Below are 20,361 nucleotides of genomic sequence, written 5' to 3'. Positions count from 1 at the left end.
GACCTTCATGGATATCACCAGCGATACCCACAGCCAGCACATCTCGAGGCAGTTCAATCATGAGCTCGAGGAACTCAAGACCCACCTGATGGCCATGGGTGGCCTGGTGGAAAAGCAGGTGCAGGATGCCGTCAGTTCGTTGCTCGACGCCGACTCTGCACTGGCCTCTCGTGTGGTCGACAACGACCGCGCGGTCAATGACATGCAGGTCAAGATCGACGACGAGTGCACCCGCGTGCTGGCACGCCGTCAGCCGGCGGCCTCTGACCTGCGACTGGTACTGGCGGTGATTCGTGCGGCGTCGGATCTCGAGCGTATCGGTGATGAGGCCAGCAAGATCGCGCGCAACGCCATCGAACTGGTCGACGGCAACAACGGCACCCGCGGCTTCGTCGAGGTGCGCAATATCAGCGAGCACGTGCGTCACATGATGCGTGACGCCCTGACCTCCTTCGCGCGTTTCGACACCGAACTGGCGATGCAGGTGGTGCAGGAAGACGAGCGGGTCGACAGCGAGTACCAGAGCGCCATGCGCTCGCTGATGACCTTCATGATGGAGGATGCGCGTTCGATCTCTCCGGTACTGGGCATCATGTGGATCCTGCGCGCGCTGGAGCGTGTCGGCGATCACGCCAACAACCTGGCCGAGTACGTCATCTATCTGGTCAAGGGCCTTGATATCCGTCACATCGCCCCTGACGACCTCAACCAGGAACTGCTCGACGACAGCAGCACGTCTTGACCTCGACGCCCTGAGCGGCGTCAATAGGCCGGCCCCGTCAGGGTCGTTGCCTGCACTCTGAGCATCGGGCCATCGTCGAGACGATGGCCCGATGTCGTTGGGGCACTGTCATCTTCAGCCACTGCCAAGGATCGATGTCATGCTGAATGCCCTCGAGGCGGTCCGCCGCGGAACCCGCCTGGTCTATAGCCAGGGCCTGCGTCGTTATGTGTTTCTTCCCATTCTGGTCAACCTGCTGGTCTACGCCGGCATGCTCAGCTACGTGCTCGGTGAGTTCGGTGGCTGGCTCGATAGCTGGATGGCCATGGTGCCGAGCTGGCTGGAATGGCTCGACTGGCTGATCTGGCCGTTGTTTGTGGTCAGCCTCGTGCTGATCGTGTTCTTCAGCTTTACCCTGGTTACCCACTTGATCGCCGCCCCCTTCTACGGCTTCCTGGCAGCCCGGGCCGAGGTCGAGCTGACCGGCCGCGAGCCCATCGATGATCGTGGCTGGCTCAAGACCGGTCTCGACGCCCTGGGCAGGGAGCTGTTGAAGCTGGCCTATATCCTGCCGCGCATGATCGGGCTGTTTATCCTGAGCTGGATTCCGGTGGTCAACCTGATCGCGCCGCTGTTGTGGGCAGCCTTCAGCGCCTGGGTCATGGCGATCACCTACCTCGACTACCCGATGGATAACAACAAGGTCAGCTTCGCCGATATGCGCAAGCGCCTGTCGGCGCGCTGGTGGCCGAGTCTCAGCTTCGGTGGCCTGGTGACCTTGATCACCTGGATCCCGCTGGCCAACCTGTTTCTGATCCCCGGGGCCGTGGCCGGCGCGGTGCTGATGTGGGATCAGCACTATCGGCAGTTGCCGGTGGTTCGGCGTTGAGAGGCACTTCCTGTGGACGTATGGCGTTGAGCAGCACTGTCGGTGCTGCCGATAATGGTGCGGCGTCAAAAGGGGATAGCAGGGAGTGGCCATGACGGCGCTGTTGCCAAGTCTTTTGCTCTATATCGCGGCGGCGCTGGCCGAGATCGCCGGCTGCTTTGCGGTGTGGCGCTGGTGGCGAGATGACGCCTCGGCATGGTGGCTGCTGCCCGCGGTGGCGAGTCTGGTGGCCTTCGCCTGGCTGCTCAGTCAGATCGATGCCGACTACGCCGGGCGTGCCTTTGCCGCTTACGGGGGCGTCTACATCGTGGCGTCGCTGGGCTGGCTGTGGTGGGTCGAGCAGCGCCTGCCGGATCGCTGGGACCTGATCGGGGGAGTGCTGTGTCTGGTGGGTGCCGCGGTCATCCTGCTGGGGCCCAGGAGCTGATGGGAGCACGCCCTGTTCGTCCTGGCGGGGCCTAGGCGCTGTCCGAAAAGTCGACGAGCGAAGGTTAGACAAGGCAAAAATCGGTGAGAAAGCGCAGTTTACGGGGTGTAAATGAGCATGTTGATCCGATTTTTAACGCCGTATTACCGAGCGCAGGCACTTTTCAGACAAGCCCTAGTGCACAGCGCCGGCGCGGCCGAGCGCCACCGGGTCGGCCGCTGCCAGCCGGCTCGAGGGAAAGATGCAGCGGAAGGTTGCGCCCCCGCCGAGTCGGGAGTCGATATCCAGGCGTGCCTCGTGGCGCAGCAGCACATGCTTGACGATGGCAAGCCCCAGGCCGGTACCACCGGTGGCGGTGCTGCGGCCCTTGTCGACCCGGTAGAAGCGTTCGGTAAGGCGTGGCAGGTGCCTCGGATCGATGCCTTCGCCGTCGTCTTCCACCTCGAGGCAGGCGCCTTCGCCGTAGGCACGCCAGCGTAGCGTGATATGGGCGCCGTCACCGGCGTAGCGCACCGCATTGAAGGCCAGGTTGGAGACCGCGCTGTGCATCTCCTTCTCGCTGCCGGTGAGACTGCGCGATTCTTCGACGACGACCTCGATCTGCTGGCGGCCGCCTGACAATGCCTCGGCGTCGCGCTTGACCGCCTGCAGCAGGGTGGTGGGGTCGAGGCGAACGTGGTCGCTGCCGCCCTGGTCGTTCTCGAGTCGTGACAGCAGCAGCAGGTCGTTGACCAGATTCTGCATGCGGCGCGTCTGGCTCTGCATCTGGGCGACCCCCTTGCCCAGGCGTTCCGGCAGCATGCCGGCCATGTCGCTGTAGGTCTCCAGGTAGCCGGTCAGCACGGTCAACGGCGTGCGCAGCTCGTGGGAGACGTTGGCGACGAAGTCGCGGCGCATCTGTTCCAGGCGATGCAGACGGGTGATATCGCGGGCCATGACCAGGCGTTCATCGTCACCGTACAGGGTGATCTGGAACTGCAGGATCATGTTCTCGTCGATGGGGGAGGGCAGGCTCAGAGGTTCGCGGTAGTCACGGGCATTGAAGTAGCCGACGAAGCGCGGGTCGCGCAGCAGGTTGGTGATGTGCTGGCCGCGGTCCAGCGCCGGCTTCAGGCCGAGCATGCGCTCGGCGGAGCTGTTCCACCACTCCAGGTCGCCGTGGCGATCGAGCATCACCACGCTGTCGCGCATTGCCTCGGACGATTCCTGGATACGCTGCAGGGTCGAGCGCAGGCGGCGCTGGGTGATCCGCTGGCCTTTCTGGTAGCGATAGAGGCGATCGAACAGCTCGCCCCACAGGCCACTGGCGGTGGGAGGTTCCTGCTGGGGGCGGTGGGTCAGCCAGTCGTGCATCGCGTGCAGGTTGCGCAGGTGATAGCTGAGCCCAAGCGCCAGGCCCAGGCCGATGCCTACGCTGGACAGCGAGAAGGGCCAGCCCAGCAAGGCGCCGAGACCCACCAGCACGGCCAGGCGCCAGACTTCTCGTCTCCACAGACGACCCACGTCAGTTCTCGGCTCCGTTCACCTCATCCCTCCTGGTGCTGCGTTGCGTCGATGGCTCGCTCAGACCTTGGCCGAAAAGCGATAACCGGTACCGCGTACGGTCTGGATCAGTTGCTGATGGGGTTCCCCCAGGGCCTTGCGCAGGCGGCGGATATGCACGTCGACGGTACGTTCTTCCACGTAGACGTTGCCACCCCAGACCTGATCGAGCAACTGGCCACGGGTGTAGGCGCGCTCCTGGTGGGTCATGAAGAACTGCAGCAGGCGATATTCGGTGGGGCCCATGTCCAGTGACTTGCCGTCGACGCTGACGCGATGGCTGACCGGGTCGAGCTTGAGGCCTTCCACCTCCACCGGGTCTTCGACGCCCCGCGGAGTGGCGCGTCGCAGCACGGCCTTGAGTCGGGCCACCAGTTCTCGCGGCGAGAATGGCTTGGTGATGTAGTCGTCGGCGCCGGCTTCGAGGCCCTGGATCTTGTTGTCCTCCTCACCCTTGGCGGTGAGCAGGATGATCGGCAGCTCTGCGGTGGTTTCCTCGCGCTTGAGCCGGCGGGCCAGTTCGATGCCGCTGGTGCCCGGCATCATCCAGTCCAGCAGCAGCAGGTCGGGCTGGTCATCGACGATGATGGCGTGGGCGGCCTGAGCATTGTCCGCCTCGAGCACCCGGTAGTCGGCCATTTCCAGCGCCACCGCGATCATTTCGCGGATCGGGGCTTCGTCATCGACGATCAGTACGGTCTTGGCGGTCATCCCGGGAGCCTCTTGGTCAGGGTCTTACACTCGACGGTGACAAATGACACCACGTCAATGTGACAATTAGATGACATTGTATCCATTGTCGAGCGACCGAGACGGGCATTTCCCTCACCCGAGGGAGGGATAGAGGCTCAGTCCGAGTCCGGCGAACAGCAATAGGCCCGACCAGTGGTTGTTGAGAAAGGCCTGGAAGCAACGGTCGCGGTCACGGCTCTTGATCAGCCGCTGCTGGTGGACAAAGGTCGCGCCCATGGCCAGCCAGCCGAGCCAGTAGAAGCCGCCCAGCGCCAGCAGGCTGCCGGCCCAGGCCAGCAGCCCCAGGGTAGCCAGCTGCAACAGCGCAATGATGCGGGTGTCCCAGCGGCCGAACAGTACCGCGGTGGACTTGATGCCGATCTTGAGGTCGTCGTCGCGGTCGACCATGGCGTATTCGGTGTCGTAGGCCACCGTCCACAGCACGTTGGCGGTAAACAGCAGCCAGGCGACCATCGGGACTTCGCCGAGCACCGCGCCGAAGGCCATCGGTATGGCCCAGGAGAAGGCCGCGCCCAGCACCACCTGGGGGAAGTGGGTGTAGCGCTTCATGAAGGGATAGCTGGCGGCCAGCACCGCTCCGATCAACGACAGCCACACGGTAAAGCCGTTGGTCAGCCAGACCAGCGCGAAGGCCGATCCCAGCAGGCACACGAACAGCACCTTGGCCTCCCGCTCACTGATGCGGCCGGTGGCCAGCGGTCGGTTCTTGGTGCGTTTGACGTGGCCATCGAAGTGGCGATCGGCGTAGTCGTTGACCACGCAGCCCGCCGCCCGCATCAGGTAGACGCCGGCGACGAAGATCAGCAGGGTGTCACGGGCCGGAATACCCTCGGAGGCCACCCAAAGCGCCCACAGGGTCGGCCACATCAACAGCCAGGTACCGATGGGGCGGTCCAGACGCATCAGCGCCAGAAAGTCGGGAATTCGGTTCAGGTATCCAGGGGGACGCAGCAGCGAACGATCCATCGGTCTCTCTCATGCTCTGGCGCAGGTCAGGCGAAAATGAGGCGTAAGCCGGGCAAAAGTCGCTTCTCGGAGAAACATCGCCGAGAAGCCTTGGCGCAGCCTAGCGCGAGCCGACGGCCATGACCAGCAAGGCGAGCCCAGCCAGGCTCGACCGGCACGACAAGACCAGCAGGCCATCATCATCCGTACAGGGCTTCGGCGGGCTACCGTCAGCCCACGCCATGGTTGGCGCCTCGGTGTCCGAAGCGGGCGACGACAGGGAGTCAGCCGGTGGCAGAGGCCGGCAGCGACAACGCCCGGCCCATGGCCGGCATAAAGCTCTCCTGCACCAGCAGCACCCAGCCGCTGTGACGAAATACCGAGCGGCGTTGCCACAGCCCGGTATAGCCGTGGATCGGCCTGGTGTTACGGCCGATCTGAATGGCGCTGCGCTCGAGGTCGGGCTGGCGAAACAGCCAGCTGCCGAGAGAGGTCTCGCCGAGGCCTTCGAAGGGAGCGTCGTGACGCTCGACGATCGGCGCCACGCTGCGCGCCACCACCCAGGGCTCCTCGTCCACGCACAGGGCGACCTCGCGCAGCCAGGCCTGCTCGTCGCTGGCCAGACCCAGCACGTGGGCCTCGTCAGGCCACGGCAGTCCCTTGGCCTCCGCCAGCAGGCGTACGCGAAAGTGCCCGGCGCCTGCCGCCTCGATCAGGCGTTCTGTCAGGGAGTCCCGCGAGGCCAGCCAGGCGTGCCAGTCAGCGGGCACCGCGATGCCACCGGAGGCCAGCGACACCCAGCCGGGGTCGACGATATCGGCCGCGTCGGCATTCGGCGAAGAGGCTGTGGCTGGCGCGGGATTACCCGGTCCGGACCCCGAGCGCTCCCCCAGGGAGCGGAATGTGGAAGGAAGCTGTGTCATGCGGCCTCGGCAGGGCTGTCGTCACCGGAGGCGGTGCTCCGGTCGGTCGGCGCATAGTGTACCATGTGGCCCAGCACTCACCCGCTGGTGTGGCCCCGTGCGGGCCGGCCCAGCTTCAACAGCGACCGCCCGGCGGTCGTCGGCAGAGTCGAAGGAAGCGATGCAAGGACCCTTGACCATCATCGGTACCGGCATGGCGGGCATAGGCCTGGCACGCCAGGTGCGGGCGCTGGACGCCCACCGACCGATCACCCTGATCAGCGCCGACTCAGGCGATGACTATTCCAAACCGCTGCTGTCCACCGGCTTCGCCAAGGGCCTGGCGGCGGACCGGCTGGCCGCGCGCTCGGCGCTGGAACTGGCCGATCAACTGGGCGCGGTGGTACGTCCCCACACCAGGGTCGATGCCATCGATCTGGCGTCGCGCACCCTGAGCCTGGGCCAGGAACGCCTGCCCTGGTCGGATCTGGTGATTGCCACCGGTGCCAGCCCCGTGGCGCCCTTCGAGATTCCCGATGCTCTGGCCGGACGGGTGTTCTCGATCAATGATCTCGACGACTATCGGCGTTTTTCGGCAGGCCTCGAGGCGCTGGGGCGCCCGGCTCGGGTGGCCATCGTCGGCCTCGGACTGGTCGGCTGTGAATTTGCCAACGATCTGCACGCCGGTGGTCATCGCGTCTGCCTGGTCGGCCCTGAACCCTCGTTGCTGCCCAGGTTGCTGCCCCGGCGACTGGGTCAGACCCTGAGCCAGGCCTTCATCGAGGCCGGCATCGACGTCATCCATGGCCGTCTGGTGAGCAGGCTCGAAGGTGCCGGTGGTGACATCGGTGTGCACCTCGACGACGGCCATGAGCTGGAGGCGGATATGGTGCTGGTGGCCACCGGCCTGAAGCCGCGCTCTCGGCTGGCGCGAGAGGCCGGTATCGCGACAAATGGTGATGCTATCGTCGTCGATCGCTACCTTAAAAGCTCCGATCCTCGTGTTCATGCGCTGGGTGATGTGGCCTCGGTGGATGGCGTCAATGCCATGTACGTGCAGCCGCTGCAGGCTTCGGCCAAGGCGCTGGCCGCGACCCTGTGCGGTCGTCCCACCCAGGTGCGTTACGGGCCCTGGCCGGTGCTGGTCAAGACGCCGCTGCTGCCGGTGGTGGCGCTGCCGCCGATGACCGACAAGGTGCATTGGCGAATCGAGGCCGACGGCGAGGATATCAGCGCCCTGGCCGAGGATGACGAAGGGCGTCTGCAGGGCTTTGCGTTGACGGGAAAATGCGTTCGTCGGAAAGTCGAACTGGCGCGGGCGGCACCGCCGTTGCTAGGCTAGGTTCGTCAACGGCGCGGGTTGTACGCGATGCAGCCGTCGTTGAAGGTGCCACCGAGGCAGGGCAATTCTATCGGGGACGACCGCCACGACGTGTGGCTGGCCGGTGTCGTATCGCCGGTTTCGTACCGATGGAAGAGGCAAGGTCCCGTCGGCGGTGGCTCTCGCTAGTCGAAAGACAGTCAGGAAGCGCTGAGCGCACCGTGATGTTCATCGTCGTGGTCAACGATCCTGTTGTCACGGCGCAGGGCCGGGGACTGCCCGTGTGGACACTCGGACAGTGTTTCCATAACAATGATGCCGGTGTCACGGCACCGGAGTATCAAGCCAAACTCAGGAGGGCTGTATGCGCAAGCCAGAACTCGCCGCGGCGATTGCCGAGCGTGCCGATCTATCCAAGGACAAGGCCAGCCAGGTGTTGAACGTCATCCTCGACGAAATCACCGGTAGCGTGTCTTCCGGCCAGGACGTGTCGTTGATCGGCTTCGGCACCTTCACCGTGCGCGAGCGTGCCGCCCGCACCGGCAAGAACCCTCAGACGGGCCAGCCGCTGAAGATTCCCGCCAGCAAGACAGTCGCCTTCAAGCCCGGCAAGGGGCTCAAGGACGCAGTCGCCCGCTGAGGTGACGACTACCACCGCCTGTCCTCCAGGCGGTGGATCGATATCGCGGCCCGGTAGCGGGCCGCGCCTACCCGTCGACCGGTGAGGCAACATGACCCTGAGACTGATGCTGTGGCTGCTGGGCGTCATGCTCAAGCGGGCCTTCAAGCGCAAGGCGCGATTCCGCGAACGTCTGCAAGACCGGGGTGGGCTCGACTGGGGCATCGCCACCGAAGATCTGTCCATCGCGCGCCACTATCGCATGCGTCCCACGGGGATCGAGAGTCAGCGCGGACTGCCGGTGGATCTCGATCTGGAACTACGCTTCCAGGACAGTCAGACCGCGATCAAGGTACTCCGGCGCCCCTCCCAGCGCACCTTCCTCGATGCCATGATGGCCGGCCAGCTGCGACTGGTGGGCGACGCCCAGGATCTTGATCGGCTGCAGCGCCTGCTCAAGCACCTGTGAGGCACACCTGATTCATACCCGGCCCACGCCTGGCCCACACCCGGTTCACACCTGGCCATAGCGGCCGGCTTCCTCGCCCAGCCAGCGCCTGATCAGTGGCCTGCTGGCCTCCGCTGCCTGCTCGAGCAGGGCATCGGCCAGTGGAGTGATGCGCGGCAACAGGTCGGCATCACGCTCCAGGTCGGCGATCTTCATCTGGGCCAGCCCCGTCTGGCGGGTGCCCAGCACCTCTCCGGGGCCACGAATCTCGAGGTCCCGCTCGGCGATGCGGAAGCCGTCGGTGGTCTCGCGCATGACCGACAGGCGCTGTTTGGAGGACTCCGACAGCGGCGGATGGTAGAGCAGCACGCAGTAGCTCTCGGTACTGCCGCGCCCCACCCGGCCACGCAGCTGATGCAGCTGCGATAGCCCCAGACGTTCGGGGTTCTCGATGATCATCAGGCTGGCGTTGGGCACGTCGACACCGACCTCGATGACCGTAGTGGCAACCAGCAGGTCCAGCTCGCCGCTCTTGAAGGCGGCCATCGTCTCGGCCTTCTCGGCCGCCTTCATGCGCCCGTGGACCAGGCCGACGGCCAGGCCCGGCAGAGCCTCGGTCAGCTCCTCGTGGGTCACCTCGGCGGCCTGGCAGGTCATCGCCTCGGATTCCTCGATCAGGGTGCAGACCCAGTAGGCCTGGCGGCCCTCGTCGCAGGCCGAGCGGATGCGCTGAATCACCTCGGGCCGGCGTTCGTCCGGCACCACAGCGGTGGTCACCGGGGTACGCCCGGGCGGCAGCTCATCGATCACCGAGACGTCCAGGTCGGCGTAGGCGCTCATCGCCAGGGTGCGAGGAATCGGGGTGGCGGTCATCACCAGCTGGTGGGGCGTCAGCCCGCCCTGTTCGCCCTTCTCGCGTAGCGCCAGACGCTGATGCACGCCAAAACGGTGCTGTTCGTCGATGATCGCCAGGCCCAGACGAGAGAACACCACATCATCCTGGAAGATGGCGTGGGTGCCGACGATCATGCGCGCTCGACCGTCGGCGATGGCGGCCTTGGTGTCCAGGCGCGCCTTGCCCTTGAGCTTGCCCGACAGCCAGGCCACGTCGATGTCCAGCGGCGCAAACCAGTCGCGGAAGGCGCGGTAGTGCTGCTCGGCCAGCAGTTCGGTGGGGGCCATGATGGCGGCCTGGCAGCCGCCGGCGATGGCCGTCAGCGCGGCCATCGCCGCCACCACGGTCTTGCCCGAGCCGACGTCGCCCTGGACCAGCCGCAGCATCGGGGCGGGTCTGGCCAGGTCTGCCCCGATCTCGTCGAGCACCCGGCGCTGGGCGCCGGTCAACGAAAACGGCAGCTGGGCCAGAAAGCGAGTCTTCAGGCTGCGACCGCTGGGCAGCTCCGGCGCGCCGTCCGACTGAATGCGCAGGCGCACCTCGCGCAGGCTCAACTGGTGGGCCAGCAGCTCTTCCATGGCCAATCGCCGGGTGGCCGGGTGATGCCCGTCGCTTAGCGCCTCGACGTCGCTGTCGGGGGGCGGATGGTGCAGGGTGGCGAGGCTATCGTGCAGCGAGGCCAGGCCGAAGCGCTGACGCAGGTTTTCCGGCAGGTAGTCCGGCAGCGCCTCGGGGGTCTCTTCGAGCAGCGTCATGGCCTGGTCGATCAGCGCCCGCAGACGTGCCTGGGCAAGCCCCTCGGTGGTGGGGTAGATCGGTGTCAGGTGGTCTTCCACCGGCGGTTCACTGCCACCGATCAGACGATATTCCGGGTGGTAGATCTCCAGACCGGTCGCGCCGGCGCGGGCCTCGCCAAAGGCGCGCACCCGCACGCCGGGGCGAAACTGCTGCTGCTGCGCCGGCGAGAAGTGGAAGAAGCGCAGGCTGAGGATGCCGCTGCCGTCACGTAGTCGTACCAGCAGGCTGCGGCGGCGACCGCGGACCACGTCGGCGGCGGATACCTCACCCTCGACCACCGCCTCGTGTCCCCCTCGCAGGGTGGCGATAGGGGTGATCCGGGTGCGGTCCTGGTAGCGCAACGGCAGGTGAAACAGCAGGTCCTCGATTCGCTCCACCTTGAGCCGGGCCAGCTTCAGGGCCAGCGCCTCGCCGACCCCCTTGAGCGTCGTGACCGGGTCCGCCAGCCCGCTCACGGAGTCTCCGATTCGGCGGCGCGGCAGCGCGCGATGGCTTCGGTCACCGCATCGATGGCCTTGGGCCGGGGAAAGCTGGCGCGCCAGGCGATCGCCACGGTACGTCCGGGGGGGTCTGTGAAGGGGCGGCTGATCAGCATGCCGCTCTCGTAGTGGCTGGTGCCGATGGCCGAGCGTGGCAGCACCGTGATGCCGAGTCCCGAGGCCACCATATGGCGGATGGTCTCGAGCGATCCGCCTTCGGCGGTGAGGGTATTGTTGGGGCTGTTGAGCTTGTGGCTGATCGCCGGGCAGGCCTCGAGGATCTGGTCGCGGAAGCAGTGGCCTTCGCCCAGCAACAGCAGGCGTTCATCGAGGAGGTCTTCCTTGGCGATGGTCTCGCGCTCGGCCCAGGGATGCTCCGCCGGCAGCAGCACCTCGAAGTCTTCCTTGTAGAGCGGCTTGGTGACGACGTCGGTCTCGGTGAACGGCAGCGCCACGATGATGGCGTCGAGCTCGCCATTTCTGAGCTTGCGGCGCAGCCCGCCGGTAAAGCCTTCCTCGATGTACAGCGGCATCTGGGGCGCGCCGCGGGTCAGCTCCGGGATCAGGTGCGGGAACAGATAGGGCCCGATGGTATAGATCGCACCGATACGCAAGGGGCTTGCCAACTGGTCCCGGCCGGCGGTGGCCAGTTCCTTGATGGCGCTGCTTTGCTCCAGTACGCGCTGGGCCTGTTCGACGATCTTTTCGCCGAGGGGTGTGACCTGTACCGTGGACTTGGAGCGCTCGAACAGGGCAACCTCCAGCTCCTCTTCCAGCTTCTTCACCGCCACCGAGAGGGTCGGCTGGGAGACGAAACAGCGCTCGGCGGCGCGGCCAAAGTGGCGCTCCTGAGCCAAGGTTACGATATAGCGGAGTTCTGTTAGAGTCATGATGGTGCCGATCGGCATCCTCTATCCGGGGTATTGATCGAGGCGCCAGACGCTGGACGCGCGGGTCTCCGGGCCGGAGCCTCATAGGGATTTTATATCAGGGGGACGCGGTAAAGGTGAAGACAACGACACTGATTGTTGGTTGTGGCGACATTGGCATAACGCTGGGACGCGAGCTGCTCGCCAGTGGACACCGGGTGATCGGCGCGCGTCGCCGGCCCGAGCGCCTGGCGGATTCGGGTATCGAAGGCGTAAAGGTCGATCTTGCCGACCCCGAAACGCTGGCTGAACTGCCCGATGCCGACATCCTGGTCTACGTGGTCAGCGCCGACCGCTTCGAGGAGGAAGCCTATCGCGCCGCCTACCCCGAGGGCCTGAAGGCGGTACTGGCGACCATGGCCACCCGTGACAAGGCGCCTCGCCACGTGTTCTTCGTGTCCTCCACCAGCGTCTACGCCCAGCGCGACGGCGAGGTGGTGGACGAGACCAGCCCGGCAGAACCCACCGGTTTCTCCGGTGTCCTGATGCGAGAGGCCGAGCAGGCGTTGATCGAACATGATCTGCCCGGCAGCGTGGTGCGTTTCTCCGGCATCTATGGACCGGGTCGTGATCGCCTGATCCGCCAGGTGGGCGAGGGCCGCATCGCGCCGGCGTCGCCGACCATGTACTCCAACCGTATCCACCGCGATGACTGCGCCGGGGTGCTGGCCCATCTGATCGGCAAGGCGCTGGAGGGAGCCACCCTCGAGCCCCTGTACCTGGCCAGTGACACAGAGCCGGCCCCGCTCAACGAGGTAATGACCTGGCTGGCGAAACAGCTCAAGGTGGAATGTACCGAAACCATCCAGTCACCGCTGCGTCGCAGGGCCAGCAAGCGCTGCGACTCCAGCCTGCTGATCGACAGCGGGTATCGCTTCCGTTACCCGACCTTCCGTGACGGCTATACCCAGGTGCTGAAAGAAGGCGGTTTTCTCAAGGCCGGCGTGGTGGAGTAAGGCCGGCGTCGAGCACCGGATCGACGAGGGTTTCAAAAGGACCGACAGCGCAAGGTCCGACAGCGCAAGGCCGGCAACGGAAAACTGCCGGCCAGATAGCAGAAAAAGCCCGCAACGAGGTTGCGGGCTTTTTCTTATCGACTTTTTCTTGCGGGCTTTTCTTGCAGACTTTTTCTTGCGGACTGTTTTTGCGGTAGTGGCAACGCGGGGGCGATCGCTTGCCCCGTCTTGTGCAAGACGAACGGGGAGTCACCGCTAAAAATGGCATGACAAGATAGTGCAGCGCACGTCTTGTCCGATAAAAGCGTATTCGCTTTGGTGTCTCGAGTGCGCCGAATGCATCGCCAGGGTCTGACCCTTGTCGGTCACGTCCCGCAAGGCTTCAGTAGGCAAGGCGCCAGTTGAGCGCATACAGCTCGAAGCCATCGTTGGGCTCCTTGATACTGGCGTTGGAGTAGTGGGTGGCACTGATCGACAGATCCCCGTAGGGGCCCATCCGAAGACCCAGGGCGAGACGATCCTCGAACTGGAAGGAGCTCCCCAGATCACGATCCTCGATATGGGTATCGATAAAGGCCGAGGCACCGATGCCGCCTTCCACGAAGACGTGGTCCCAGCTGTAGCGCAGCGCAGGACGCAGGTAGAAGGCCTGGTTGGCGCTACGGTCGTCGCCTTCGAACAGGATCACCCCGGTGCCCAGGCGCAGGTCCAGTGAGGGGTGATAGCGACTCAGGTCGAAGGTCCAGTCGTAGCCCAGATCCAGTGCCCCGGTGCCCTCGCTGGTGGAGCCGAGGCCGAGGGTGGGGCCTGCCGTGGCGGTAGAGGCGAGTCCCATGAGCAGGCAGCAGGCCAGCGGGCGGGCGAGTGAGGTAGTCATGGCGATTCCCCTATCCTTGTTGTGTCCTCGGGTCGTGGATCCCGCTGGCCCGAGCGCTGTTCGTTGTTGTCTTTTGCAAATGGCTTTCGACACTGGCATTCGCACTCGTGCCACTGTCGCGTCTTGCCCGGATATCGTTGACGTTGCTGTGCTGTAATACGCTAGTCCCGGGTCCCACCATCGTTCGTGATTCAGGTCACATTCTTCTGCATAGCCGTGAGGTTTCTGCACAGCGGAAAAGCTCTTGTCGATAGGCCAACCCCAGGTAGATCGGTCAACAGGCAGACCCTCCGGGTGTACGAAAGGTGGTGTTCCTGTGCCTGGCCGGAGCCTACGCTCAAGGGTGCCACTATCGGTCAGATGGCAGAGCTACCCATACCGAGTTATCGACTGGTTGCGAGCGTGGTATATCGGCTGCCTTCATGACTAATTGATGACTGTATTAGTTGAATTGAAGTATAAGGCCAGCAGAAACAATCTTCTGATAAAGGTTGTGCTGATTGAGTCATCGCGCTACGCAGTAACGATACATGGGGACGAAATTGCTGCGGTTGGTGGGGCAGGCCCCATCGGGTGAGCTGTCGCGACAGGTCGCTCTGCAGCTTGAGAAGGGAGTCGGGGGGAGAGGAAGGACCGATCCAGACGATGCCGGGCCGGTGGAAGTAGCCTACGTGGTCGAGGGTCAGCCGACCGGGCGCACAGGGGTAGCGCTGGACCCAGCGACGCAGCTTCAAGGCGGAGGTGTCGCTCTGCTCACCGAGGAAGGCCAGCGTCAGATGAAGGTTGTCGTCGGGGATGCGGCGCCCGCCCAGTTCGGCGTGCAGCCGGTCGGCCAGCCCGCCGAGATGTTGGCGCAGCGCAGTCGGCGGCGTGAGCGCAAGAAACAGTCGCATCCCCGGGTTGCCCAGGCAGGGAGCGAGGCCGGAAATCCAGACGCCTCGGACCCTGACCTCAGGCTCCGTCCATCAGTCGCCGATGACCATCACCGCCTCGGCTTCGAACTGGGCGCCCTTGGGCAGGGCCTTGACGCCGACCGCGGCACGCGCCGGGTACGGCTTGGTGAAGACCTCTTCCATCACCTTGTTGACGGTGGCGAAGTTGTCCAGGTCGACCAGGTAGAGGTTGAGCTTGACGATGTCCTGCAGCGAGCCTGCGGCCTCTTCACACACCGCCTTGAGGTTGGTGAAGACCTGGCGCGCCTGGGCCTCGAAGTCGTCGGAAACCAGCTCCATGGTGGCCGGGTCCAGCGGAATCTGGCCAGACATGTAGACGGTGTTGCCGGCCTTGATGGCCTGGGCGTAGGGGCCGATGGCGGCGGGCGCCTGGTCGGTGTTGATGACAGCCTTGTTGCTCATTGTTGACTCCTGATGTCGTGTCAGCGGCAAATAGCAACACCACCACCAGGGCCGTCATCGGGATGACGGCCCTGGCGTCGGGGCTCAATTGCCAAGTCGAGAGATCTTGCCGATATGCGAAAGGTTACGCAGTCGTTTGATGATGCGTGCCAGATGGGTCCGATTACGCACAGAAAGTGTCAGATTGACGATCGAGAGGCGGGCGTCACGCTCCTCGATGCCGATGCGCTCGATATTGGCGTCGGCGTCGGTGATCAGGCCGGCCAGCTCGGCCACCAGGCCGCGACGACTTTCGACCTCGAGGCGCAGCGCCACGGGGAAGTCCTCGTCGATGGTGTCCGACCAGTTGAGCGTCAGCAGCTTCTCCGGATCGCTCTTCAATTCCTGGAGGTTGCGGCACTCGGAGCGGTGCACCACGATGCCCTTGCCCACCGACAGATGGCCGATGATCGGGTCTCCCGGCAGCGGGTGGCAGCAGCGGGCAAACTTGATCACCATGCCTTCGACGCCACTGATGGTGACCCTGGAGCTGTCCTCGGCGGCCTCGCTATGGGAGATTCGCTCGCCACGGTGCAGTTCCACCAGACGACGGGCGATCACCTGGGTCATGCGATTGCCAAGGCCAATGGCTTCGAGCAGGGCGGATTCGCTCTGCAGCTCCATCTCCTTGAGCAGCCGTGCCATGACGTCTTCGCCGACGTCCTCCAGATGCACGCCGAACTCGCCCAGCGCCTTGGTCAGCAGGCGGCGTCCCAGCTGTACCGCTTCGGTATGCTGCTGATGCTTGAGCGCATGGCGGATGGCCGAACGCGCCTTGGCGGTAACGACGAAATTGAGCCAGGCGAGGTTCGGCTTGCCCCCCGGAGAGGTGATGATCTCCAGCGTCTGGCCGCTCTCCAGGCGCGATGACAGCGGGGCCAGATGGCGGTCGATGCGACAGGCGATGCAGGTGTTGCCGATCTCGGTGTGCACGGCGTAGGCGAAGTCGATCACGGTGGCGCCCTGCGGCAGCTCCATGATGTCGCCTTTCGGCGTGAACACGTAGATATCATCGGGGAACAGGTCGTTCTTGACGTGTTCGATGAACTCCAGCGAATCGCCGGCATGGCGCTGCATCTCGAGCAGCCCCTTGACCCATTCCCGGGCCCTGGCGCGGCTGCCTTCGGCGATCGGGTGGGAAGTCTGCCCGGCCTTGTACAGCCAGTGGGCGGCGATACCGTTGTTGGCCATCGCCTCCATTTCCCGGGTACGGATCTGGACCTCGATGGGCATGCCGCTGTTGCCGAACAGGGTGGTATGCAGGCTCTGGTAGCCGTTGGCCTTGGGGATGGCGATGTAGTCCTTGAAGCGCCCCGGGACCGGCTTGTAGAGATTGTGCACCATGCCGAGGATGCGATAGCAGCTGTCGACGTCGTCGGCGATGATGCGAAAGCCGAACACGTCCATGATTTCGGCGAAGGACTTACGCTGGTCGCGCATCTTGCGATAGATCGACAGCAGGTGCTTCTGGCGCCCGATCACCGTGCCCTTGAGCTCGTGCTCGTCGAGCCGGGTCTGCAGCGCGTTCTGCACCTGACGGATGGCCGAGCGACGGTTGCCTCTGGCGCTGGCCACGGCGCGCTTGATGCGTTCGGCGCGCATCGGGTGGATGGCCTGGAACGACAGGTCCTCCAGCTCGACCCTGATGGTATTGATGCCGAGGCGGCTGGCCACCCGGGCATAGATCTCGAGCGTCTCCCGAGCGATGCGGCGCTTCTTGTCCGGGCGCAGCGCGCCCAGGGTACGCATGTTGTGCAGCCGGTCGGCCAGCTTGACGATGATTACCCGGATATCCCGGGACATCGCCATGACCATCTTCTGGAAGTTTTCCGCCTGGGCGACGGCCTTGTCCTCGAAGGTGATCTGGGTGAGCTTCGAGACGCCGTCGACCAGTTCGGCCACGGCTTCGCCGAACTGCCCGGCGAGGGCATCCTTGGAGACCCCGGTATCCTCGATGACGTCGTGCAGCATGGCCGCCATCAGGCTCTGATGGTCCATGTGCATGTTGGCGAGGATGTTGGCCACCGCCAGCGGGTGGGTCACATAGGGTTCGCCGGAGCGACGACGCTGGCCGTCGTGGGCCTGTTCGGCATAATAGAAGGCACGCCTGACCTGCTGGATTTCCTCGGCGGGCAGATAGCCTCCGAGTCGGTCAGACAGATCGTCGATCGTGAACATGTGGCGTGCCCTGACTGCGTGATGAGAGGTCCGAAGGGCGACCCGCGGCCGCCTTCGGCACGATCATTCCTCGGAGGGCGAGGCCTGGTACTCGGGACGGAAGCGGCTGGGCGCCTCGACCGGCTCGTCCAGCACGCTGTGGTCGATCAGGCCCTCGGCGATCTCGCGCAGAGCCATGACCGTGGGCTTGTCGTTTTCCCAGGGAAGCAGCGCGTCGCGTGAGCCACGGGCCAGCTGCCGGGAGCGCTGGGTGGAAATCATCACCAGCTTGAAACGGTTCTCGACGTGTTCCAGACAATCTTCGACAGTAACTCGCGCCATTGGGCCCTTCCTGATCTGACAGACGGTGTGTCGGGCAGGTGCTGGCCTTTCGCGGTCGGCGAGACGGACTGTGCCCCCGTCGACGATTGCGCCCGGGGGTTGCACCTGCGAAGTGACAGGCTAGATTACTCGAGTCACGCCGCCTGTGACAAGACGCCGGGGTCTGGTTGCAGCGCCGAAAAGCGAGCCGTGGGAGGCGTGGGTTGCCCGCGCTCCTCGGCGACTTGCCTTTGATAGCGTGTTCTAGTCGGACAGAAGCGCCTCGAGCAGCGGGGCATGGCGCTGTCCAAGGCGCGGTGTGGCCAGGCGCTGGCTCACTACTAGGGCGCGCAGCTCGTCCAGTGCGGTGGTGAAGTCGTCGTTGATGACCAGGAAGTCGTATTCGCTGTAGTGGGACATTTCGCTGACCGCCTCACGCATGCGCGCGCTGACCACCTGATGGTCGTCGGTGCCGCGGCTCGACAGGCGGCGTTCAAGCTCTTCCCGTGAAGGCGGCAGGATGAACACCGAGACAGCCTCTGGCATCTGCTCGCGAACCTGGTGGGCGCCTTGCCAGTCGATCTCCAGAATCACGTCCTGACCGGCGGCCAGCAGTGTCTCCACGGCGCTGCGCGAGGTGCCGTAGCAGTTGTCGAAGACCCGAGCGTGCTCGAAGAAGTCACCCTGCTCGATCATCGCCTCGAAGGTGGCCATGTCGACGAAGTGGTAGTTCACGCCGTCGACCTCGCCCGGGCGCATGGGGCGGGTAGTGTGGGAGACCGAGACCTGAATGCCGTCGAGACCCTCGATCAATTCACGCACCAGGCTGGTCTTGCCGGCGCCGGAAGGGGCAGAAACGATAAACAGCGTACCTTGGGACATGGGCGGGGTCTTCACTTGGAGGCCTTGGGGATCGAGCGCCGTTCGCGGGCGACTTCGCGGGCGACAAGGTGGCGAAGTATGGCACAGTTGGGCCTGGGCCTGCATCCGCCCAGGCTGACCCGCGACGTCGCTCGGTGGGGCCATCGCTCCCCCTGGACTCTCCGTGAATTCCCCCTGAACTCCCGTGAAAAAGCGCCGTGGAGAGGGAAACGGGACCGCCTGGACGGGCGGCGAGATCGGAAAAAGGCAAGCCGATGGCGGCGGTGGATCCGGGGAGCGTCATTCAGCCGGGGCGGAACAACGTCCGAGCATGGGCAAGGGAGCATAAGACATGAAAGGAACAGCCTGGCGGGCGGCGTTGACGGGGGTGCTGATCCGGCTGGTGGCACGGCTGGTGACGGCGCCCAGGCCGATCTGGTCGGGGGTCGCGCCGGTGGCACGTCAGCGGCTGTACTTTGCCAATCACTCGAGTCATGGCGACTTCGTGCTGATCTGGACCACCCTGCCGCCGCGCCTGCGGGCGCGCACCCGCCCCGTGGCGGGCGCCGACTACTGGCTGGCGTCACGGCTGCGGCGCTTTCTGATCCACGACGTCTTCAAGGGGGTGCTGGTCGACCGCCAGCGCAAGCCCGGCCAACCTGACCCCCTGGCAGTGCTGCGTGAGGCGCTCGACGGCGGCGACTCGCTGATTCTGTTTCCCGAGGGCACCCGCAATACCGATGACAAGGGCCTTTTGCCGTTCAAGCCGGGGCTCTACCACCTGGCCTGCGACTATCCCGAGGTAGAACTGGTGCCGGTATGGATCGATAACCTCAATCGGGTGCTGCCCAAGGGCGAGGTGGTACCGCTGCCGCTGCTATGCACGCTCAACTACGGCGAGCCGCTGGCTCGGATAGAGGGCGAGGACAAGGCCGATTTTCTCGCCCGGGCGAAGCGAGCGCTGCAGGCGCTGGCGCCGGCCGGGGCCAGCGTTCCCAGCGACCCCGTGTCTCCCGACACCGCGCCACCCGACACCGCTCATCCAGGTTCTACCACCCCTGGCTCTACCACCCCAGCTACCAGCACCCCAGACACCAGCACCCCAGGCTCCGCCACCGAGGCATCTGGCCCCAGGGAGGGGGCGCCGAATGACTGATATCGTGATTCCCGCCGGTCTCGGCACCCTGCTCGCCGCCATCGTCGGGATCTTGCTGGTGGCCAGTAGCGTTGGCTTCGTACTGGCCCGCCGCTATTCGCCCGAGGGCGAAAACGAAGTGATCGAGAACCTCAACCAGCGCATCCGCTCCTGGTGGATCATGACGCTGTTGATGGGTATCGCCCTGCTCGGCGGCAGGACCGGGGTGGTGCTGCTGTTTGCCTTCGCCTCGTTTTCCGCGTTGCGCGAGTTCATCGGCCTGGTGCCGTCACGACGGGCCGATCACTGGGCCCTGGCGCTGGTGTTCTTCGTGGTGCTGCCGGTGCAGTACCTGTTCATCTGGCACCAGTACTACGGCATGTACTCGATCTTCATTCCGGTCTACGCGTTCCTGCTGTTGCCGGTGGTGGCGGCCCTGAGAGGGGATAGTCAGGGCTTTCTCGAGCGGGTCAGCGAGGTCCAGTGGGCGCTGATGGTGTGCGTCTTCTGCGTTTCTCACGTGCCTGCGCTGTTGAGCCTGGACATCCCCGGCTACGAGGGGCGCAACGTGCTGCTGATCGCCTTTCTGATCGTGGTGGTGCAGCTCAGCGATGTCCTGCAGTACGTCTGGGGTAAGCTGCTCGGGCGCCGGCGTATCGCCCCCAGGCTATCGCCCTCCAAGACCCTGGAAGGCTTCCTCGGCGGGGTGGCCAGTGCCACCCTGGTCGGGGCCGGATTGGCCTGGATGACCCCCTTTTCCATGGGCCAGGCGGCGCTGCTGGCGCTGATGATCGCGCTGCTCGGCTTCGTCGGAGGGCTGGTGATGTCGGCGATCAAGCGCGATCGCGGGATCAAGGACTGGGGTCACCTGATCGAGGGACATGGCGGCTTTATCGATCGTCTGGATTCGGTGATCTTCTCGGCACCGATCTTCTTCCACGTGGTGCGCTACTTCTGGTCGGTGGCATGAGGCCCTGGTGGCGTCACAGCGC

21 protein-coding genes are annotated in these 20,361 nt (G+C 64.9%); 9 read left to right on the top strand and 12 right to left on the bottom strand.

Translation table 11 applies throughout. The features are described from left to right. The first annotated feature begins 7 nt into the window (after window positions 1-7). From phoU to NFG57_RS20540, 3 genes are all read left to right on the top strand, one after another. On the top strand, window positions 8-742 hold the full coding sequence (gene phoU / locus NFG57_RS20550; protein WP_108131973.1) for a phosphate signaling complex protein PhoU: 735 nt from the start codon (window positions 8-10) through the stop codon (window positions 740-742). A 139-nt stretch (window positions 743-881) separates the two neighbouring features. Beyond that, complete coding sequence (cysZ, locus tag NFG57_RS20545; protein WP_108449564.1) at window positions 882-1,610, top strand: sulfate transporter CysZ; 729 nt, start codon at window positions 882-884, stop codon at window positions 1,608-1,610. Window positions 1,611-1,701: 91 nt separating this feature from the next. Continuing rightward, window positions 1,702-2,037, top strand: a complete 336-nt coding sequence (locus NFG57_RS20540) for a YnfA family protein (RefSeq protein WP_197037082.1) — start codon at window positions 1,702-1,704, stop codon at window positions 2,035-2,037. 174 nt (window positions 2,038-2,211) lie between these two features. On the opposite strand, the gene phoR is transcribed toward NFG57_RS20540, so the two are convergent. From phoR to NFG57_RS20520, 4 genes are all read right to left on the bottom strand, one after another. Further along, window positions 2,212-3,540, bottom strand: a complete 1,329-nt coding sequence (phoR, locus tag NFG57_RS20535) for a phosphate regulon sensor histidine kinase PhoR (protein WP_348815095.1) — start codon at window positions 3,538-3,540, stop codon at window positions 2,212-2,214. Window positions 3,541-3,600: 60 nt separating this feature from the next. Next, a complete protein-coding gene (gene phoB / locus NFG57_RS20530; protein WP_045991649.1) occupies window positions 3,601-4,290 on the bottom strand; it encodes a phosphate regulon transcriptional regulator PhoB in 690 nt (229 codons plus the stop codon). A 114-nt stretch (window positions 4,291-4,404) separates the two neighbouring features. Next, on the bottom strand, window positions 4,405-5,298 hold the full coding sequence (gene ubiA, locus NFG57_RS20525; protein ID WP_348815094.1) for a 4-hydroxybenzoate octaprenyltransferase: 894 nt from the start codon (window positions 5,296-5,298) through the stop codon (window positions 4,405-4,407). Between the two features lie 263 nt (window positions 5,299-5,561). Beyond that, window positions 5,562-6,200 (bottom strand): chorismate lyase, encoded by a 639-nt coding sequence (locus tag NFG57_RS20520; RefSeq protein WP_348815093.1) that lies wholly within the window; start codon window positions 6,198-6,200, stop codon window positions 5,562-5,564. A gap of 160 nt (window positions 6,201-6,360) precedes the next feature. Between NFG57_RS20520 and NFG57_RS20515 the strand changes: the two genes are divergently transcribed. From NFG57_RS20515 to NFG57_RS20505, 3 genes are all read left to right on the top strand, one after another. Further along, on the top strand, window positions 6,361-7,521 hold the full coding sequence (locus NFG57_RS20515; protein WP_348815092.1) for an FAD-dependent oxidoreductase: 1,161 nt from the start codon (window positions 6,361-6,363) through the stop codon (window positions 7,519-7,521). Window positions 7,522-7,864: 343 nt separating this feature from the next. After that, window positions 7,865-8,140 (top strand): HU family DNA-binding protein, encoded by a 276-nt coding sequence (locus NFG57_RS20510; protein WP_045991652.1) that lies wholly within the window; start codon window positions 7,865-7,867, stop codon window positions 8,138-8,140. A 91-nt stretch (window positions 8,141-8,231) separates the two neighbouring features. Then, window positions 8,232-8,588: a hypothetical protein gene (locus tag NFG57_RS20505; protein ID WP_045991653.1), complete on the top strand. Its 357-nt coding sequence runs from the start codon at window positions 8,232-8,234 to the stop codon at window positions 8,586-8,588. A gap of 45 nt (window positions 8,589-8,633) precedes the next feature. Here the strand turns inward: NFG57_RS20505 and recG are convergent, their stop codons facing one another. Next, on the bottom strand, window positions 8,634-10,715 hold the full coding sequence (recG, locus tag NFG57_RS20500) for an ATP-dependent DNA helicase RecG (protein ID WP_045991654.1): 2,082 nt from the start codon (window positions 10,713-10,715) through the stop codon (window positions 8,634-8,636). After that, window positions 10,712-11,629: a hydrogen peroxide-inducible genes activator gene (locus tag NFG57_RS20495; RefSeq protein WP_108132191.1), complete on the bottom strand. Its 918-nt coding sequence runs from the start codon at window positions 11,627-11,629 to the stop codon at window positions 10,712-10,714. The genes recG and NFG57_RS20495 overlap by 4 nt, the downstream gene beginning before the upstream one ends. Window positions 11,630-11,745: 116 nt before the next feature. Here NFG57_RS20495 and NFG57_RS20490 point away from each other — a divergent pair, with 116 nt between their 5' ends. After that, window positions 11,746-12,624, top strand: coding sequence for an SDR family oxidoreductase (locus NFG57_RS20490; protein ID WP_108131978.1), 879 nt, complete (start codon window positions 11,746-11,748; stop codon window positions 12,622-12,624). A 382-nt stretch (window positions 12,625-13,006) separates the two neighbouring features. Here NFG57_RS20490 and NFG57_RS20485 read toward each other — a convergent pair whose 3' ends face one another. The 6 genes from NFG57_RS20485 to gmk form a co-directional block, all read right to left on the bottom strand. Further along, a complete protein-coding gene (locus NFG57_RS20485) occupies window positions 13,007-13,501 on the bottom strand; it encodes an acyloxyacyl hydrolase (protein WP_052704262.1) in 495 nt (164 codons plus the stop codon). Window positions 13,502-13,884: 383 nt separating this feature from the next. After that, the gene (gene thpR / locus NFG57_RS20480) at window positions 13,885-14,394 is read right to left on the bottom strand and encodes an RNA 2',3'-cyclic phosphodiesterase (RefSeq protein WP_348815091.1); all 510 of its coding nucleotides are present in this window, start codon (window positions 14,392-14,394) and stop codon (window positions 13,885-13,887) included. Window positions 14,395-14,466: 72 nt separating this feature from the next. Beyond that, window positions 14,467-14,856 (bottom strand): RidA family protein, encoded by a 390-nt coding sequence (locus NFG57_RS20475; protein WP_108131980.1) that lies wholly within the window; start codon window positions 14,854-14,856, stop codon window positions 14,467-14,469. A gap of 84 nt (window positions 14,857-14,940) precedes the next feature. Continuing rightward, on the bottom strand, window positions 14,941-17,073 hold the full coding sequence (locus tag NFG57_RS20470) for a RelA/SpoT family protein (protein ID WP_045991657.1): 2,133 nt from the start codon (window positions 17,071-17,073) through the stop codon (window positions 14,941-14,943). Window positions 17,074-17,136: 63 nt separating this feature from the next. Beyond that, a complete protein-coding gene (gene rpoZ / locus NFG57_RS20465; RefSeq protein WP_045991658.1) occupies window positions 17,137-17,394 on the bottom strand; it encodes a DNA-directed RNA polymerase subunit omega in 258 nt (85 codons plus the stop codon). A gap of 243 nt (window positions 17,395-17,637) precedes the next feature. Continuing rightward, the gene (gene gmk, locus NFG57_RS20460) at window positions 17,638-18,255 is read right to left on the bottom strand and encodes a guanylate kinase (RefSeq protein ID WP_348815090.1); all 618 of its coding nucleotides are present in this window, start codon (window positions 18,253-18,255) and stop codon (window positions 17,638-17,640) included. A gap of 331 nt (window positions 18,256-18,586) precedes the next feature. On the opposite strand from gmk, the gene NFG57_RS20455 reads away from it, so the two are divergent. Together NFG57_RS20455 and NFG57_RS20450 are read left to right on the top strand one after the other, a co-directional pair. Continuing rightward, complete coding sequence (locus tag NFG57_RS20455; RefSeq protein WP_348815089.1) at window positions 18,587-19,390, top strand: 1-acyl-sn-glycerol-3-phosphate acyltransferase; 804 nt, start codon at window positions 18,587-18,589, stop codon at window positions 19,388-19,390. Continuing rightward, entirely contained in the window at window positions 19,383-20,339 is a 957-nt protein-coding gene (locus tag NFG57_RS20450) for a phosphatidate cytidylyltransferase (protein WP_108131982.1), read from the top strand. Before NFG57_RS20455 ends, NFG57_RS20450 begins: the two co-directional genes overlap by 8 nt. Window positions 20,340-20,361 lie beyond the last annotated feature (22 nt).

It is taken from the genome of Halomonas sp. H10-59, from assembly GCF_040070555.1.
GTDB lineage: Bacteria > Pseudomonadota > Gammaproteobacteria > Pseudomonadales > Halomonadaceae > Halomonas > Halomonas litopenaei.
Note: the sequence above shows the minus strand (reverse complement) of the source record. Positions and strands in the feature narration are given on the sequence as shown.

Coding starts and splice junctions, on each gene's coding strand:
- phoU (WP_108131973.1), top strand. CDS start 8: ATGGATATCACCAGCGATACCCACAGCCAGCACATCTCGAGGCAGTTC.
- cysZ (WP_108449564.1), top strand. CDS start 882: ATGCTGAATGCCCTCGAGGCGGTCCGCCGCGGAACCCGCCTGGTCTAT.
- NFG57_RS20540 (WP_197037082.1), top strand. CDS start 1,702: ATGACGGCGCTGTTGCCAAGTCTTTTGCTCTATATCGCGGCGGCGCTG.
- phoB (WP_045991649.1), bottom strand. CDS start 4,290: ATGACCGCCAAGACCGTACTGATCGTCGATGACGAAGCCCCGATCCGC.
- ubiA (WP_348815094.1), bottom strand. CDS start 5,298: ATGGATCGTTCGCTGCTGCGTCCCCCTGGATACCTGAACCGAATTCCC.
- NFG57_RS20520 (WP_348815093.1), bottom strand. CDS start 6,200: ATGACACAGCTTCCTTCCACATTCCGCTCCCTGGGGGAGCGCTCGGGG.
- NFG57_RS20515 (WP_348815092.1), top strand. CDS start 6,361: ATGCAAGGACCCTTGACCATCATCGGTACCGGCATGGCGGGCATAGGC.
- NFG57_RS20510 (WP_045991652.1), top strand. CDS start 7,865: ATGCGCAAGCCAGAACTCGCCGCGGCGATTGCCGAGCGTGCCGATCTA.
- NFG57_RS20505 (WP_045991653.1), top strand. CDS start 8,232: ATGACCCTGAGACTGATGCTGTGGCTGCTGGGCGTCATGCTCAAGCGG.
- NFG57_RS20495 (WP_108132191.1), bottom strand. CDS start 11,629: ATGACTCTAACAGAACTCCGCTATATCGTAACCTTGGCTCAGGAGCGC.
- NFG57_RS20485 (WP_052704262.1), bottom strand. CDS start 13,501: ATGACTACCTCACTCGCCCGCCCGCTGGCCTGCTGCCTGCTCATGGGA.
- thpR (WP_348815091.1), bottom strand. CDS start 14,394: ATGCGACTGTTTCTTGCGCTCACGCCGCCGACTGCGCTGCGCCAACAT.
- NFG57_RS20475 (WP_108131980.1), bottom strand. CDS start 14,856: ATGAGCAACAAGGCTGTCATCAACACCGACCAGGCGCCCGCCGCCATC.
- NFG57_RS20470 (WP_045991657.1), bottom strand. CDS start 17,073: ATGTTCACGATCGACGATCTGTCTGACCGACTCGGAGGCTATCTGCCC.
- rpoZ (WP_045991658.1), bottom strand. CDS start 17,394: ATGGCGCGAGTTACTGTCGAAGATTGTCTGGAACACGTCGAGAACCGT.
- gmk (WP_348815090.1), bottom strand. CDS start 18,255: ATGTCCCAAGGTACGCTGTTTATCGTTTCTGCCCCTTCCGGCGCCGGC.
- NFG57_RS20455 (WP_348815089.1), top strand. CDS start 18,587: ATGAAAGGAACAGCCTGGCGGGCGGCGTTGACGGGGGTGCTGATCCGG.
- NFG57_RS20450 (WP_108131982.1), top strand. CDS start 19,383: ATGACTGATATCGTGATTCCCGCCGGTCTCGGCACCCTGCTCGCCGCC.